The sequence below is a fragment of the Phenylobacterium koreense genome (assembly GCF_040545335.1).
Classification (GTDB): domain Bacteria; phylum Pseudomonadota; class Alphaproteobacteria; order Caulobacterales; family Caulobacteraceae; genus Phenylobacterium; species Phenylobacterium koreense.
The window spans coordinates 1351832-1367221 of the sequence record NZ_JBEPLU010000001.1 but is presented as its reverse complement, the minus strand read 5'-3'; the positions used below and the strand labels follow the sequence as shown (position 1 = coordinate 1367221).

Sequence of the window (15390 nt, the reverse complement as noted above, 5' to 3'; positions counted from 1 at the left end):
CAAACTTAAGATTCCAAAGCACGATTCAGCGGTCGGATGGGACATCCGACCGCATCGTGCTTTAGGCGGTGGCGCTCAGCGCCGCGAGCGCCTGGGCCTTCAGCGCCTTGTAGTCCAGCTTGCCGTTCGGGGCGCGGGCCACAGGGGCCAGCACCAGTTCGCGCGGCGCCTTGTAGTCGGCCAGCAGGCCCTTCACGTGCGTCGAAAGGTCCGCCAGGCTCGGCGGGTTCTCGCCGACGAAGTCCACGATCGCACCGATCCGCTCGCCGAAGCGCGGGTCGGGCAGGCCGACCACGGCGGCGTCGCGCACGCCCGGGAAGCGCTTCAGCGCCTCTTCGACTTCTTCCGGGAAGACCTTCTCGCCGCCGGTGTTGATCACCTGCGAGCCGCGGCCCAGCAGGGTGATCGAGCCGTCGGCCTCGACCGTCGCCCAGTCGCCCGGGATGCTCCAACGGCGGCCTTCGTAGACGCGGAAGGTCTTGGCCGACTTTTCCTCGTCCTTGTAGTAGCCGATCGGCGTATGGCCGCCGACGGCGACCATGCCGCGCACGCCCGAACCCGGCTGCACGCGCTCGCCCTCTTCGGTGAAGACGGCGGCGTTCGGGCCGGTGACGAACTTGGCGGTGCTGGCCGCAGCGCCGCCGCCCGAGGAGGAGGAGGCCAGGCCCAGGGCTTCGGAGGAGCCCAGGCTGTCCACCAGCATCACGTTCGGCAGGTGCTTCAGCAGGCCCTGCTTGTTCTCAAGGCCCCACATGGCGCCCGACGAGACGATGCGCTTCAGGGACGGCAGGGTCCAACGGCCCGGATTGGCGTCCAGCGTGTCCAGCATCGGGGCGGCGAAGGCCGGGCCGACGATGATCAGCCCCGAGACGCCCAGGCGGTCGACCTCGTTGAACAGCACCACCGGGTCGAACTTGCGGCCGGGCATCGTCGCCACAGCGCCGCCGGCGACCATGGTGCCGAACGAGATGAACTGGCCGGTGGCGTGCATCAGCGGCGCCACGGGGATGGTGATGTTGGTCGGGGCGCCGGTCGCATCGACCATCTTGGCGCGCTCGCCGGCTTCCTCGACGCGCTCCATGGCGGCCAGGCCGAGCTGGATGTTCGCGCCGCCGCCCAGGGCCTTGAACAGGTCCTCCTGGCGCCACATCACGCCCTTGGGCATGCCGGTCGTGCCGCCGGTGTACATGATCAGCAGGTCGTCGCCCGAGCGGCCCCAGGGGGCTTCGAAGTGGTCGGCGCCGCCGGCCACGATCGAATCGTAGTCCTTGGCCCAGGCCGGAACGGGATGGCCTTCCTCGGCCACGGCGATCCAGATCTTCACCTTCGGCAGGCGGCCGCGCACCTTGTCGGCCATCTCGGCGAAGGAAGAGTGGAAGACCACCGCCTCGGCGTCGGCGTTGTCGAACAGATAGGTCAGTTCGTCGCCGCCATAGCGGTAGTTGGTGTTGAACGGCACGAGACCGCCCTTGAAGGCCGCGAAATAGGTCTCAAGGTATTCCGGCGAATTGAACAGATAGGCGGCGACTTTCGACTGCTTCGAAAGCCCGGCCTCGACCATGGCCTTGGCCAGCGCATTGGCGCGCCGGTCGAAATCCTTCCAGGTAATGCTGCGGTCGCCCTGGATTTGGGCGATGCGATCGGGAGTGGCCGCGGCGACGGACTCCCAAAGGTTTGCGTAATTCCAAACCAAGGCGATCCTCCATAACTAAAATATGGGCGGCATAGACGATAGCGCAGGCGGCGCTGTCAACGCCGCCTGAACGCCTTGCGCCACAACGGCTCAGTGATGCTTGTGGCCGGCCATGGGATCGGGCGCGCCCGGCGCGGTCGCGGCGACCTGGAACTCGACCTTCAGCCGGGCCCCGCTTTGGAAGACCAGGGTCGCCGGGACCTTGTCGCCGCTCTTCAGTTGGCTGGTCAGGCCCAGCAGCATGAGGTGATAGCCGCCGGGAGCCATGGTGACCGACTTGCCGGCCGGGATCGTGACGCCGGCGTCCTGCCGCTGCATGCGCATGACGCCGCCGGTCATGGAGCTCAGGTGAATCTCGGCCTTGCGGGCCGCCGGGGTCTCCACGGCCTTCAGGACGTCGGGTTTGTCGCCCCGGTTGGTGACGACCATGAACCCGGCTCCGTTGCCGCCGGCCGCGGCGGGCCTGCTCCACGGATTGGCGACCTCCAGGGTCCCCAGGCGATAGGTGGCGGCCTGGGCGCTGGCGGCCATGGCCAGGGTGATTGCGGCTGCAGTGATGAAGTGGCGCACCAGATGCTCCTTTAGTGCTGATGGGACGGGGCCTCTCCGGCCCTCTTGGTTTCGATGACCAGCGAGGGCGCGGGATAGGCGGCGCGCTCGCCAGCTTGCGGGATTTCCGTCCACTGGGTCTCCTGCCGGCCGCAGGTCTGGACGGTCGGGAAATAGAGCTTGCCGGGGCTGTCCGGCAGTTTGAACAGGATCGCGAACTCGTCGAACTGATCATCGGGCAATTCGCCGCGCCAGGTGATGGAGAGGACCTTCTCGCCGGCCCTCTCGATCTCCAGCCGCCAGCCGGGCTTGGCCTGCGGCCGCGCCGAAGCCATGTCCGCCGGGATCTCGATCCGGATCGCCGTGGTCGCCGCGGCCCCGCAGCCGTGCCCGACCCGGAACACGACCGGTTGATAGGCGCCCGCCGTCGCCGTTCCCGGATCGGCGACGATGTGCGCGCAGGCCAGTGAGGGCAGGGCCAGCAGGGCAAGGCCCGCGATCAGGGACGCGTCCGCCCTGAACGAGCGGCGAAAATGGCTCAAAACGCCCATGACACGCCTCCGAACACCGACCGGCCGTCGCCGGGATAGAAGACCGCGGTCGAGACGCCGGGCGCGCTGGCGTCCGTCACCGCCGAGAAATTCGACACATACCGCTTGTCGGCCAGGTTCCGCGCTTCGACGAAAAGGCTCACCCCGTCGGGACCGCGCCAGCCGGCGTTCAGCGAGACGATCGCATAGCCGGGCGCCTTCATGGTGTTGGCGTAGTCGACATAGGTGTCGCTCATCGACCACTCCATCGACGGGGCGATGAACCAGCCCTGCGGATGATCATAGCGCAGCTCGGCGCGATAGAAGTGCTGGGGGATCACCGGCAGCCGGTTGTCGCCGTACGCCTGGTCGCCGTCGAAACGGAAGTCCGACCAGCTATAGGTCTGCCGCAGCCGCACTGGCCCGATCTGCCAGCCAAACCCCGCCTCCAGCCCCTGGTGGATGGTCTTGCCGGCATTGAAGGTGGCCGCCGGGATGTCCGGGGTGACGATGAAGTTGAGGAGCTCGTTCTCCAGCTCCGCCCGATAGAGCGCCAGGTCCCAGGTGAAGGGCCCGCGCCGCCCGCGCGTGCCGATCTCGGCGGTCCAGGCGTCCTGCGGCTTCAGCGGCGCAAAGCCGGTGAACGGCCCGGCCTGCGCCAGGGCGCTGAAGTTCGGCGGTTCCACCGACCGGGTGAGGTTGGCGAAGGCCTGCGCCCCATCCGGGGCCTGCCAGAGCAGGCCGATGCGCGGCGCGAACCACTCGTAGGTCACCGTCCGGTCGGCGCCGTGGTCGAAATTGTTGCGGAACTTGCGCTTGGCCGAGCCCAGAGAGCCGCCGCCGACCACCGCCAGCTCGTCGGTGACGAACACCCGGCCCTCGGCGAAGACGTCCAGCGCCGTCGCGTTCTGAGCGCTGTCGGCGGTCTTCTTTCCGCGTGACGACTTCAGGTTCACCCACTGCAGGGCGTCCATGTCGCCCTTCCGCAGCGAGGCGCCGACGAACAGGTCCGCCAGGCGGCCTGCGAGGCTTCCTTCGAAATCGACTCTCCCGAAGGCGCCCCAATTGCGGCTCTCCTGGTCGAGCACCTGGAAGATCGGGTGGTCCAGGTCCTTCCAGCCGGCGTAGACCCCGCCCTCGAACACGGCGTGGTCAGCCAGGCGCCAGCGGCTCTGCAGCGTGCCGCGCACGCTGCGCATGTTGCGCTGGTTCTCGCCGGCGATATTGCCGGGCAGCGCGCGCTTGGGGTGGGTCAGCGCATCGTCCAGGCTCACCGAGCCGGGGATTTCCTGGTCCACATTGTGCCCGGAGAGGATGAGACGGACCTCGTTTTCCGCGCCGAAGCTGCGGCCGAGATTCAAGGAGACATGCTGCGCGGTCTGGTCGCTCTGCTCGCGCCAGCCATTGGAGGTGATCGCCGTGGCTGCGGCGAAGACGTCCCAGTCGCCCATCACCCGCGCGACCTCGCCGTGTCCGCGCAGCAGGCCATAGGAGCCGCCGTCCAGCCGCACCAGGTTCCGCGCCGTCGCATCCTTGCCGCTGGGAGTCACGAAATTGACCGCCCCGCCCAGCAGGGCGCCGCCGAAGCGCAGGGCGTTCCCGCCCTTGTAGACCTCGGTGAAGCGGGCGATCAGCGGGTCGATGAGCTGGAAGTCGCCATAGCCGTCGGCCTCGTTGAACGGCACGCCGTCCTGGGCCAGCAGGGTTCCGCGGTTGTGGTAGGCGTTGCCGATGCCCGAGCCGCGGATCGACAGCCGGGTGTCGTCGCCCCACTTCTTCTGGGCGAAGACGCCGGGCACGTCCCGCAGGGTCTCGGTCAGCCCTTGAGCGTAGCGGTCGCGATAGGCCTCGGCGGCGACGATGGCCACCGCGCCGGGGGTCTCGGCCAGGCGGCGACGGGCGCCGGCCACCACGGGCGGATCTTCCGGATCCGGATTGGCGATGACGACCACGGCGTCGACCAGTTGGCCGGTCTCTTCGGCATGAGCCCAGGCCGGGACGATGGCGGGCAGGGCGGAAGTCGCTGCGGCGAGCAGCAGGGCGCGCAGCGAAGCGCGCGGATAGGCGGACATGAAGGAAGGTCCTTGGACGAACGGCACGACGCACGGGCGCGATCGGCGCGCCCGCGAGCGAAGATGGTCAGACGTTCAGGGACGGCGGGCCTTGGCCGGGCGGTCTCGGCGGCGCGCGGGCCCGGGGGCGCAGCGGCGCGGTCGGCGCGGCGCGCCGGATCTCGACGTGGACGTAGGCCACCGGCGTGACCGCCAGCTCGGGCGTGACCACCATCGCCATGGCGGCCGCCAGACAGTCATGACAGGGCAGGCCGGCGAAGCCCTTCTCGATCTCGCCGTCGGCGCCGACGGCGACGATCTTGGCGCCTTCGTCGGTGCAGAGCTCGACTCGGACGGAGGTGAGTGATTCGGCCGCCATGGCCGCGGCGGGCAGCACGGCCTGGCCGAACAGGGCCAGGATCGCCGCCAGGATGCCCAGACGGACGCGGGTCGCGTGGATTTTTCGCCCCAACCGCATGGCTGCGCGTCTTAAGCGTCCGCCTGTGGGTTACGCAAGTGGGCTCCAGCCCGCATAGTAGAGCTCACTGCAGGACGGAGAGCGCATGGAAGGTCACGTATCGCCGGGCGAATACAAGGACGTCGTGCTCTTCCTCGCCACCGCCGGCGTGATCGTGCCCCTGTTTCGCCGCTGGCGGATCAGCCCCATCCTCGGCTTCCTCGGCGCGGGCGTCGTGCTCGGCCCCTTCGGCCTGGGCGCCCTCAGCGGCTCGTTCCCCTGGCTGTCCTATTTCACCATCGCGAACCCGGAGGAGATCGCCCAGCTCGCCGAGTTCGGGGTCGTCTTCCTCCTGTTCATGATCGGGCTGGAGCTCTCCTGGGAGCGCCTGCGCCTGATGCGGCGGTGGGTGTTCGGCCTCGGCGCGCTGCAGGTCGCGCTCTGTCTCGGGGCGATCGCGCTCGCGGCCATGGCGCTCGGCCTGCCGCCGGCGCCGGCGGCGGCCATCGGCGCGGCCCTGGCGCTCTCCTCGACCGCCGTAGTCATGCAGATCCTGACCGAGCACAAGCGCCAGCACTCCCAGGCCGGCCGCGCCACCTTCTCGGTCCTGCTCTTCCAGGATCTGGCCGTAGCCCCGATGCTGGTCACCCTGGCCATCCTCGGCCGGGGCGGCGAGGGCGAGGTGTTCTCGCCTCGCCTTCTGCTCGCCTTCGCGCCCGCGGCGATCGGGGTGATGGCGCTGCTGGCCTTCGGGCGGCTCTTGCTGCGGCCGATGCTGAAGTCGGTGGCCCGGGCCAAGAGCGAGGAGCTCTTCATGGCCGCCTGCCTGCTGGTGGTGATCGGCGCGGGCCTTGTCAGCGCCCTCACCGGGCTCTCCATGGCCCTGGGGGCCTTCATCGCCGGCCTTCTGCTGGCCGAGACCGAATACCGGCACGAGGTCGAGGTCACCATCGAGCCGTTCAAGGGCCTGCTGCTCGGGCTCTTCTTCCTCTCGGTGGGCATCGGCCTGGACCTTTCCCTGCTGGCGGCCAAGCCCCTGGTGATCCTCGGCATGTCGGCGGGGGTGGTGCTGCTCAACGCCGTGGTGATCTATCTGCTGGGCCGGCTGTTCGGGCTTCCGGCCCGCGGCGCGGCGGAGGCGGGCCTGCTGCTCGCCGGCGGGGGCGAGTTCGCCTACGTCATCCTCTCCACCGCCATGGCCGACGGGGTTGTGTCCCGGCCGCTCGGCCAGACGGTGCTGGTGGCCGCGACCATCTCCATGATGTGCATCCCGCTGCTGGCGGCCCTGGGCCTGAAGATCGGCGGGCGGATGACTGCCGGCCAGGGCCTGGCGCCCGAACCTGCGCCCAGCTCGGACCAACCGGAAGGCGGCCACGAGACGCCCCCCGTCCTGGTCGTCGGCTATGGCCGGGTCGGCAAGCTCGTGGGCGACATGCTGCACCGGCACGACATCCCCTGGGTCGGCGCCGAGCGCGATCCCAAGCTGGTCGAGAGCGCCCGCCACGCCGGCGAGCAGCTCTTCTTCGGCGACGCGTCCCGGCCGGAGTTCCTCAAGCGCTGCGGCCTGGAGACCGCCCCCGCCCTGGTGGTGACCATGGACGCGCCCGAAGGGGTCGAGGCGATCGTCGCCACCGCCCGCGCCATGCGCCCTGATCTTACGATCGTCGCCCGGGCCAGGGACGCGCGCCAGGCCCAGCGCCTCTACGAACTCGGCGCCACCGACGCCGTCCCGGAGACGGTTGAAGCTAGTTTACAATTGTCTGAGGCGGTTCTCGTGGAGATCGGCGTGCCAATGGGGCTAATCATCGCATCCATCCATGAGAGGCGAGATGAGTTCCGAAAAGCGCTTAACCGGCCAGAGGCTCTCGGCGGCCGTGCGCGCCGTTACCGACGCGCACAAGAAAGCTGAGCCGTAATGGAACCAATGCTCAAGGTCGGTGTTTCTGTGCTCGAAGAAGAGCGCGAAATTCGCGCCGAGGGCGAGGGGATATGCCTTCCGAGATGGTGAGCGCTGACGAGGCGATCGGCTGCGATATGCACCGAAGGCGGAGGATGGACGCCGGACAAGCTTCGCTGCATTATTTAACGGAATCAAACGGGTCGAAGCGTGATCCGAGAGTCTGGGTGACCTTGGATTCGACCGCTTTTGGGCCCGAAAACGAGAGATTCGGCGCCGAGGTGTTGCCCGGACGCATCGCTGGCGACCGAACGAGGGCCGGGTCCCTCGCCCCGAAGTTGAAAGCCGAGGGGAAGCGTGTCTAACGTCTGGGGTTAGTTCGTAGGCGTCGGCGAATTGGCGTCGGTGTTGCTGTGGCGACACTTTCGTAATGGTTCGGCCTTGATATAACAACGCTGGGTCATTTGGCCGCAGCAGAGGGCAAGAGAGGGCTCTGAATATGAAATTCAAACTCCTAGCGGGGGCCGCCCTGGCTGCGGTGTTCGCCGCGTCGGGCGCTTCGGCGCAGAATGTCGGGTGGTACGGCGCGGTCGACCTCGGCTATCACTGGCCGGACAGCATCGACGCCGACTCGTCGAACAACGCCGTCAACGGCTCGCCCTACTCCTGGGACTTCAACCAGGAAGAAGACTGGGCCGGCTTCGCTCGTCTGGGCTACCAACTGAACGATCACTGGCGCGTGGAACTCGAAGGCGGTTATCGCCCGGGTGACATCTCGTCGATCCGTGGCGGTGGCAACAACGCCATCATCGGCCTCTGCACCCCGAACGTCGTCCGCGGCGCGGGCGCCGAATGCGGCGCGCCGTCCGGCGACATGGAAGCCTGGACCCTGCTCGGCAACGTCATCTACGACTTCATGCCGAACTCGGTCATCAACCCGTTCGTTGGCGCCGGCATCGGTATCAACCACGTGAAGATCGACACCGTCGGCCAGTTCTCGACGGTTCCGATCGTTCCGCCGGCCACCGGCTACACCGCCGCCAACCCGGCTCACCAGAACCTGACCATCGACGACGATGATACGGCTCTGGCCTGGCAACTGATCGCGGGCCTGGCCTGGCGCGCGACCGACCGCCTGAACGTTGACCTGACCTACCGCTACCTGGGCGGTTCGGACCTCGACTTCGCGTCGGTGGGTTCGCACTCGCTGCAGCCGGGCGTGTTCTCGGGCGAATACCGCGACCAGTCGGTGACCCTCGGCCTGCGCTATTCCTTCGCTGCGCCGCCGCCGCCGCCGCCGCCCCCGCCGCCCCCGCCGCCGCCTCCCCCGCCGCCTCCGCCTCCGCCGCCGCCTCCGCCGGCGTATGAGGCCAAGCAATTCATCGTCTACTTCCCGTTCGATCAGTACGTGCTGACGCCGGAAGCCCAGACGGTGGTTCAGGAAGCTGCGACCTACGCGACCAGCGGCAACGCGACCCGCGTGATCGTGGTCGGCCACACCGACACCTCCGGCTCGCACGAGTACAACCTCCGCCTGTCGGAACGTCGCGCCAAGGCCGTCGCCGACGCGCTGGTTGGCCTGGGTGTCGGCCAGCAAACGCTGCAAGTGGATTGGAAGGGCGAAACCCAACTCGCCGTCCCGACCCCGGATGGCGTGAAGGAACCGCTGAACCGCCGTTCGACGATCGACATCAACTTCTAAGATATCGATCTCGGCGATCAGCCGAACTAGCGGAGAGCCCGGTCGAAAGGCCGGGCTCTTTTGCTATGCGCCGACGCAGCCAGGGCTCAGCGACGGCGTTCCCTCTCAAATCGCTGCGGGGGTCGGATGACCTTCGACCAGGGACTGGCCTTCGGCCTCGTCGCGCTGACCATCGCCGCCTTCATCTGGGGGCGGTTCCGCTACGACGTGGTCGCGATCTGCGCCCTGTTCGCCGGCGTTGCGCTCGGCGTCATCCCCGCCAAGCAGGCCTTCTCAGGTTTCGCCAACGACGTCACGGTGATCATCGCCGCAGCCCTCGTGGTCAGCGCCGCCTTCGCCCGGTCGGGAATCGTCGAGGTCGCCCTGCGCCCGCTGATCCCTCATCTGAAGTCGGAACGCAGCCAGGTTCCGGCGCTGACCGCTGCGGTCACCCTGCTGTCCACCGCCACCAAGAATGTCGGCGCCCTGGCGATCCTGATGCCGGTCGCGCTGCAGATCTGCCGCCGCACCGGCTCGTCACCCGGCCGTCTGCTTATGCCCATGGCCTTTGGGGCCATGCTCGGCGGCATGGTCACCCTGGTCGGCACCGCCCCCAACATCATCGTCTCCCAGGTCCGCGAGGAGATGTTGGGCAAGCCGTTCGGCATGTACGACTACACCCCGGTGGGCCTGGCCCTGGCGTCGCTCGGCCTGGTCTTCCTCACCTTCGGCTACCGCATCCTGCCCAAGAACCGGGTCCCTGCCGGCAATATCGAGGAGGCCCTGGCCGCCAACGCCTACATCACCGAGGTCGAGGTCCCAGAGGACTGGGCGCTCGGACGGAGCCGTGTGGCCGACCTCCACGCCCTGGCCCAGGGGGAGGCGAGGGTGATCATGCTGCTGCGCGAGGGGCGCCGGCGCGCCCGGCCCCATCCCAACCTCAACGTCCTGCCCGGCGACGTCCTTCTGGTGGAAGGCGAGCCCCAGGCCCTCGACGAGTTGATCAACCGCGGCAAGCTGCGCCTGACCCGCGCCGACCGCCCCGTGGCCATGGACGAGCCCACCGACGAGGTGCGGGTGCTCGAGGCGGTGGTGGGCGCCGAGTCGGTCGTCGTCGGCCGCTCGGCCCAGCGGCTCGACCTCTATGGCCAGCACGGGGTGAACCTGCTCGCCGTCAGTCGCGCCGGCTACAGCATCAAGCAGAACCTCAACCGCATCCGCTTCAAGGCCGGTGACGTGGTCGTGCTCCAGGGCAGCGAGCGCAGCCTGCCCCCGGCGCTGTCGGCCCTCGGCCTGCTTCCGCTCGTCGAGCGAGAGGTGCGGCTGGGCGGCTTCCGCCACACCTTCGTCCCGGCCATCATCCTCGCCGCGGCCATGATCCTGGTGGCTTTCCAGGTCTTGCCGGTGGCGATCGCCTTCTTTGGCGCGGCCGTGGCCATGATCGCCGTCGGCTCCCTGCGGATGCGTGAGGCCTACGCCGCTATCGACGGGCCGCTGATCGTGCTCATCGCGGCCATGATCCCGGTCTCCGAGGCGATCCAGAGCACCGGCGGCGCGGAACTGATCGGCGGCTGGCTCTCGTCGGTGTTTCGGAACCAGGCGCCGATGCTGGCCCTGTTCTCGATCATGGCCGCCGCCATGGCCGCCACACCGTTCCTGAACAACGCCGCCACCGTCCTGATCGTGGCCCCGGTCGGGGCCAGCATGGCCCGCCAGCTCGGCCTCAATCCCGATCCGTTCCTGATGGCGGTGGCGGTGGGCGCGGCCTGCGACTTCCTTACCCCCATCGGCCACCAGTGCAACACCCTGGTCATGGGGCCGGGAGGCTATCGTTTCTCGGACTATCCGCGGCTGGGCGCGCCGCTCACCCTCTTGGTGCTGATCATCGGCGCGCCGTTGATCGCCTGGTTCTGGCCGCTGCGCGCCCTGAGCTAGGCCGAGCGGGTTCTGAACCACAGATAGGCGACGCCGACCGGGGCGATGAAGAGCGCGCAGCCCCAGAGCATGACGTTGACGATGAACTTCGCCCCGAACACGAGGATCGCGTTCGCCAGAATGAAATTGTCACCCATCAGGAAGTCACGCAGCTCGTTCCAGACCAGTTTCGCGAACGGAAACAGCGCCGCGTTGAGCGTCACGAACACGTAGAAGGCGGTGGCGTCGGCGACGTCGCCCGTCTCGCTCCTGGAACGCACCCACATCAAGAGGCCGGCGATCGCGAAGCTGATGACGTAGGACCGCGCCAGGAACCTGCGGTCGATCGCGCCGAAAATGCGCTGAAGGAAAGACATGATACCCCCCGAGTCGAACCGAGTTTACAGCACTGGGTTGTGGTGACCTTCGCCTCAGGTAGGCCGTGAATTGTTGCCCAGGTATGAACGAGCAAGGTGTCCGTCGGTTAGCTATGTCTGCGGGCGCCGGCGAGGAGGGCGATCCTTCGCCCTCCTCGCGCCTCCGGTCGTTAGCCGAAGATCAGGATCCAGAGACCGATCGTCGCGAAGCAGCCCGCCGCCGCCCAGCGGACGTACTTCAGCGGGATGCGGGTGGCCGCCGCCTCGCCCAGCAGCACCGCCGGGACGTTGGCCAGCATCATGCCCAGGGTGGTGCCGGCCGCCACCCAGTAGACGCTCTGGAACTTCGCCCCCAGGGCCACGGTCGCGACCTGGGTCTTGTCGCCCATCTCCACAAAGAAGAACGCCACCAGGGTGGTCAGGAACACGCCCGCCCGGTCCTTCGGCGCCTCGTCGTCCTCGAACTTGTCGGGGATCAGCGCCCAGGCGGCGAAGGCGATGAACGCCGCGCCTAGCACCCAGCGCATCCATTGCCCTTGCAGGAAGCCGCCCGCCGTCACGCCCAGCAGCGCCGCCAGGGCGTGGTTGGCGATCGTGGCGACGAGGATCCCCAGGATGATCGGCAGGGGCTTGCGGAACCGCGCCGCCAGCAGGATGGCCAGGAGTTGAGTCTTGTCGCCGATCTCGGCGATCGCCACGAGGCCCGTGGAGACGAGTAGCGCTTCCATGCGTAAGGACGTCCAGGCGGGGTCGAGGCATACCAATGGCCTTCCGCGCCGCCGACCCCGCATGGACCGACGCACGAAAGCCAAAGGTCTCGCCAAGCATTCGCCGGACACGCCATGCCTTGCGGCAAGTCTGTTGACGTGTCCCCCGCTGGAGTCGCGGGCGGCTACTCCCCAGTGACGGCGGCGTGCATAGGGGCGCTCGACCGCGCGAGCAAGTGAGAACGACTCGCGTCTGCCAGGTCGGCCAGTTTTCACATGCTCGTGAGCGAGGCCCGGCGCGGGTCTTCGACGGCTTGTGGAAAACTCAAGCAGGCCGGGCTCGGACTGGAAAGGTTAACGGCGGGTCACCAAATTCAGGTGGGGATGAACCTCGGTCACCCGTTGACGAGTCATTAGGCTTCGTGGCCCCATATGGAGCGTATCGAGGGCGGGGCAGCCACAAGATATAGCGGTGAAACGGCCGGGCGGTGTCCCGGAGGCAAAGCGTCTGATAGTTATGGGTTTTGGGGCATGAGCAGCGGCGAAGCGGTGATGCGGACGGTTTCGGAAGCGACCCAGACGGCGCCTGAAAGGCACGAACGGCCGCAACTGCAGCTCGTCCGGAAGGTCGAGGTCGATCGGTCGCGGGACGACCTGCTGACCGACTTCGGTAAAACCACCCTGGAGGATCGCTACCTCCTGGCGGGCGAGAGCTACCAGGACATGTTCGCCCGGGTCGCCACGGCCTATGCCGACGACGCCGAACACGCCCAGCGGGTCTACGACTACATCTCGAACCTCTGGTTCATGCCGTCGACCCCGGTGCTCTCCAACGGCGGCGCCGGTCGCGGCCTGCCGATCTCCTGCTTCCTGAACGCGGTCGGCGACTCGCTCGAAGGCATCCAGAGTGTCTGGAACGAGAACGTGGCCCTGGCCTCCAACGGCGGCGGCATCGGCACCTACTGGGGCGGCGTCCGCTCGATCGGCGAGAAGGTGAAGGGCGCGGGCCAGACCAGCGGCATCATCCCCTTCATCCGCGTGATGGACTCCCTGACCCTCGCCATCAGCCAGGGCTCCCTGCGCCGCGGTTCGGCGGCGGTCTATCTCGATATCCACCATCCGGAGATCGAGGAGTTCCTCGAGATCCGCAAGCCGTCGGGCGACTTCAACCGCAAGTCCCTGAACCTGCACCATGGCATCAACGTCACCGACGAGTTCATGGAGGCCGTGCGCGACGGCGCCATGTTCGGCCTGCGCTCGCCCAAGACCAACGAGGTCCTGCGCGAGGTCGACGCTCGCTCGCTCTGGCAGAAGATCCTCGAGATCCGCCTGCAGACCGGCGAGCCCTACCTGATCTTCTCCGACACCGTGAACCGCGCCATGCCGCCGCATCAGCGCGAGCTCGGCCTCTCGGTCCGCCAGTCGAACCTGTGCTCGGAGATCATGCTCCACACCGGTACGGACCACCTGGGCAACGAGCGGACCGCCGTCTGCTGCCTCTCCTCGGTCAACGCCGAGAAGTTCATGGAGTGGCGCGACCACCCGACCTTCATCGAGGACGTGATGCGCTTCCTCGACAACGTCCTGGAGGACTTCATCCAGAACGCGCCGGCGGACATGAAGAACGCCGTCTACGCCGCCCAGCGCGAGCGTTCGGTGGGCCTGGGCCTCATGGGCTTCCACTCCTTCCTGCAGATGCAGAACGTCCCGTTCGAGAGCGCCCTGGCCAAGTCCTGGAACATGCGCCTCTTCAAGCACCTGCGCCGTCAGTGCGACGCGGCCTCGCGCACCCTGGCCGCCGAGCGCGGCGCCTGCCCGGACGCGGCCGAGCGCGGGGTCATGGAGCGTTTCTCCCACAAGATGTCGATCGCGCCGACCGCGTCGATCTCGATCATCTGCGGCGGGACCTCGGCCGGCATCGAGCCGATCCCGGCCAACATCTACACCCACAAGACGCTCTCGGGCTCCTTCGCCGTGAAGAACCCCTATCTGGAGCGCCTGCTGGACGAGAAGGGCCGCAACACTCCTGCGACCTGGGACTCGATCCTGGAGAACGAAGGTTCGGTCCAGCATCTCGACTTCCTGACCCAGGACGAGAAGGACGTCTTCAAGACCGCCTTCGAGCTGGATCAGCGCTGGGTGATCGAGCTGGCCGCCGACCGCACGCCGGACATCTGCCAGTCCCAGTCGATCAACGTCTTCCTGCCGGGCGACGTGGACAAGTGGGACCTGCACATGCTGCACTGGCAGGCCTGGGAACGCGGCTGCAAGTCGCTCTACTATCTGCGCTCGAAGTCGGTCCAGCGCGCCGCCCACGCCGGCGGCGAGGGCGCGGCCATGGTCATCGACGCCCCGGCCGGCCGCACCGACTACGAGGAATGCCTCGCCTGCCAGTAATTTTCTTCTCCCTCCCCTTCATGGGGAGGGTGGATCGCCGCGAAGCGACGAGACGGGTGGGGTCTTTCTGACTCCGCAGCCCCACCCTGGCGGCTACGCCGCCTGTCCCTCCCCATGAAGGGGAGGGCGGGCGCAACTCCCTGAAAACGTGCCGTTTCGGCACGGTCACCGGCTGCTCCGGCGTAAACCTGACGTGATCTGCGTTCAGGAACGGAATTTCCCATTGCGCCATTCCACTGTCGTGGAAGGATGCCATTGAGCCGCACGATCAAGGATGCGGTATGGGAGGTCGCGATGAGGCTGTTGGCTGGGCTGGCCATCGCCTTTGGTTGTGTCGCTGCGACGGACGCTGCGGCGCAGGAGGGAATCCGCGGGGACGCCGACGCCTTGCCCTATGCGCGGCCCGCCGGCGCGACCGATTTCGCCCCCAAACTCAAGGGCGACGACTTCTCCAACCTGATCGAGCGCGAACAATTCACCGTCAAGGGCGATCCCGTCCGCTGGCGCACCGACACCGTGACCCTCGGCGAAACGAAGAAGGGTTCGGTGGACAGCCTGCGCCTGTCCGTCGGCGGCGCGCTGCGCTCCCCGACCGGCCTTCCGCCCAATCTCGACCAGCGCGCCCAGTTCGACACCGGCGCCTACGAGGTGGCCGTCACCCGCGACTGGGCGCCGGTCCGCTTCGACGCTGGCGAGTACGACGTCAGCCTGACCCCGCGCACCGGCCTTGGCATGTCCAACGCCGGGGGCCAGGCCGAGGCGGGCGCCACCCTCACGGTCGGCCAGAAGCGCGACGACATCGCTCGCGACCGGCTTTCCGACCTCGGTATCGGCGATGGCCGGGCCTATGGCGACAAGGGCCGCTGGTACCTGTTCGCCGCCGCCAGCGGCCGCGCCGTGGGTCTCAACGTGCTGCGCAGCGAAGCCGGCTGGAACCGCGACGGCTGGACGACCGACGCCTCCACCGCCCTGATCGGCGACGCCCATGTCGGGGTCGGCTACCGCAAGGGCGCGATGCAGACCTCGTTCGGCTACATCCACCGCGAGGTGAAGGGCGAGCACATGATCTTCGGCGAGCGCACCCGCGAAGACTCCGTCGTCGCCTTCTCGCTGACCATCAAGCCCGAGCGCTGAAAA

12 protein-coding genes and 1 riboswitch are annotated in these 15390 nt (G+C 67.9%); of the genes, 5 read left to right on the top strand and 7 right to left on the bottom strand.

The features are described from left to right. Positions 1-61: 61 nt before the first annotated feature. From ABID41_RS06805 to ABID41_RS06785, 5 genes are all read right to left on the bottom strand, one after another. Complete coding sequence (locus ABID41_RS06805) at positions 62-1693, bottom strand: AMP-binding protein (RefSeq protein ID WP_331928964.1); 1632 nt, start codon at positions 1691-1693, stop codon at positions 62-64. A gap of 90 nt (positions 1694-1783) precedes the next feature. Further along, positions 1784-2263, bottom strand: a complete 480-nt coding sequence (locus tag ABID41_RS06800) for a copper chaperone PCu(A)C (protein WP_331928963.1) — start codon at positions 2261-2263, stop codon at positions 1784-1786. Positions 2264-2274: 11 nt separating this feature from the next. Continuing rightward, the gene (locus ABID41_RS06795) at positions 2275-2793 is read right to left on the bottom strand and encodes a YcnI family protein (RefSeq protein ID WP_331928961.1); all 519 of its coding nucleotides are present in this window, start codon (positions 2791-2793) and stop codon (positions 2275-2277) included. Further along, positions 2781-4844 carry a TonB-dependent receptor family protein gene (locus ABID41_RS06790; protein ID WP_331928960.1) on the bottom strand — a complete coding sequence of 688 codons (2064 nt, stop codon included), beginning with the start codon at positions 4842-4844 and terminating at the stop codon, positions 2781-2783. The genes ABID41_RS06795 and ABID41_RS06790 overlap by 13 nt, the downstream gene beginning before the upstream one ends. Before the next feature lie 67 nt (positions 4845-4911). Beyond that, positions 4912-5301, bottom strand: coding sequence for a DUF2946 domain-containing protein (locus ABID41_RS06785; RefSeq protein ID WP_354297347.1), 390 nt, complete (start codon positions 5299-5301; stop codon positions 4912-4914). Positions 5302-5386: 85 nt separating this feature from the next. Here ABID41_RS06785 and ABID41_RS06780 point away from each other — a divergent pair, with 85 nt between their 5' ends. The 3 genes from ABID41_RS06780 to ABID41_RS06770 all read left to right on the top strand — a co-directional run bounded on the left by ABID41_RS06780 (position 5387) and on the right by ABID41_RS06770 (position 10793). Further along, positions 5387-7189: a cation:proton antiporter domain-containing protein gene (locus tag ABID41_RS06780; RefSeq protein WP_354297346.1), complete on the top strand. Its 1803-nt coding sequence runs from the start codon at positions 5387-5389 to the stop codon at positions 7187-7189. Positions 7190-7676: 487 nt separating this feature from the next. Then, positions 7677-8879 (top strand): OmpA family protein, encoded by a 1203-nt coding sequence (locus ABID41_RS06775; protein ID WP_354297345.1) that lies wholly within the window; start codon positions 7677-7679, stop codon positions 8877-8879. A 126-nt stretch (positions 8880-9005) separates the two neighbouring features. After that, positions 9006-10793 carry an SLC13 family permease gene (locus ABID41_RS06770; RefSeq protein ID WP_331930096.1) on the top strand — a complete coding sequence of 596 codons (1788 nt, stop codon included), beginning with the start codon at positions 9006-9008 and terminating at the stop codon, positions 10791-10793. Here ABID41_RS06770 and ABID41_RS06765 read toward each other — a convergent pair. After that, positions 10790-11149, bottom strand: a complete 360-nt coding sequence (locus tag ABID41_RS06765; protein WP_331930098.1) for a hypothetical protein — start codon at positions 11147-11149, stop codon at positions 10790-10792. The two genes, ABID41_RS06770 and ABID41_RS06765, sit on opposite strands and share 4 nt — an antisense overlap. 170 nt (positions 11150-11319) lie before the next feature. Next, complete coding sequence (locus tag ABID41_RS06760) at positions 11320-11877, bottom strand: TMEM165/GDT1 family protein (RefSeq protein WP_331930100.1); 558 nt, start codon at positions 11875-11877, stop codon at positions 11320-11322. Between the two features lie 16 nt (positions 11878-11893). After that, positions 11894-12062: riboswitch (yybP-ykoY riboswitch) on the bottom strand. A gap of 325 nt (positions 12063-12387) precedes the next feature. On the opposite strand from ABID41_RS06760, the gene ABID41_RS06755 reads away from it, so the two are divergent. Together ABID41_RS06755 and ABID41_RS06750 are read left to right on the top strand one after the other, a co-directional pair. Beyond that, complete coding sequence (locus ABID41_RS06755) at positions 12388-14253, top strand: ribonucleoside-diphosphate reductase subunit alpha (RefSeq protein ID WP_331930102.1); 1866 nt, start codon at positions 12388-12390, stop codon at positions 14251-14253. Between the two features lie 255 nt (positions 14254-14508). After that, on the top strand, positions 14509-15387 hold the full coding sequence (locus ABID41_RS06750; RefSeq protein ID WP_354297344.1) for a lipid A-modifier LpxR family protein: 879 nt from the start codon (positions 14509-14511) through the stop codon (positions 15385-15387). Positions 15388-15390: the final 3 nt, after the last annotated feature.

What these genes read in the sequence shown, in the direction of transcription:
- ABID41_RS06795 (WP_331928961.1), bottom strand. Translation starts at nt 2,793, where the DNA reads ATGGGCGTTTTGAGCCATTTTCGCCGCTCGTTCAGGGCGGACGCGTCC.
- ABID41_RS06790 (WP_331928960.1), bottom strand. Translation starts at nt 4,844, where the DNA reads ATGTCCGCCTATCCGCGCGCTTCGCTGCGCGCCCTGCTGCTCGCCGCA.
- ABID41_RS06785 (WP_354297347.1), bottom strand. Translation starts at nt 5,301, where the DNA reads ATGCGGTTGGGGCGAAAAATCCACGCGACCCGCGTCCGTCTGGGCATC.
- ABID41_RS06780 (WP_354297346.1), top strand. Translation starts at nt 5,387, where the DNA reads ATGGAAGGTCACGTATCGCCGGGCGAATACAAGGACGTCGTGCTCTTC.
- ABID41_RS06775 (WP_354297345.1), top strand. Translation starts at nt 7,677, where the DNA reads ATGAAATTCAAACTCCTAGCGGGGGCCGCCCTGGCTGCGGTGTTCGCC.
- ABID41_RS06770 (WP_331930096.1), top strand. Translation starts at nt 9,006, where the DNA reads ATGACCTTCGACCAGGGACTGGCCTTCGGCCTCGTCGCGCTGACCATC.
- ABID41_RS06765 (WP_331930098.1), bottom strand. Translation starts at nt 11,149, where the DNA reads ATGTCTTTCCTTCAGCGCATTTTCGGCGCGATCGACCGCAGGTTCCTG.
- ABID41_RS06760 (WP_331930100.1), bottom strand. Translation starts at nt 11,877, where the DNA reads ATGGAAGCGCTACTCGTCTCCACGGGCCTCGTGGCGATCGCCGAGATC.
- ABID41_RS06755 (WP_331930102.1), top strand. Translation starts at nt 12,388, where the DNA reads ATGAGCAGCGGCGAAGCGGTGATGCGGACGGTTTCGGAAGCGACCCAG.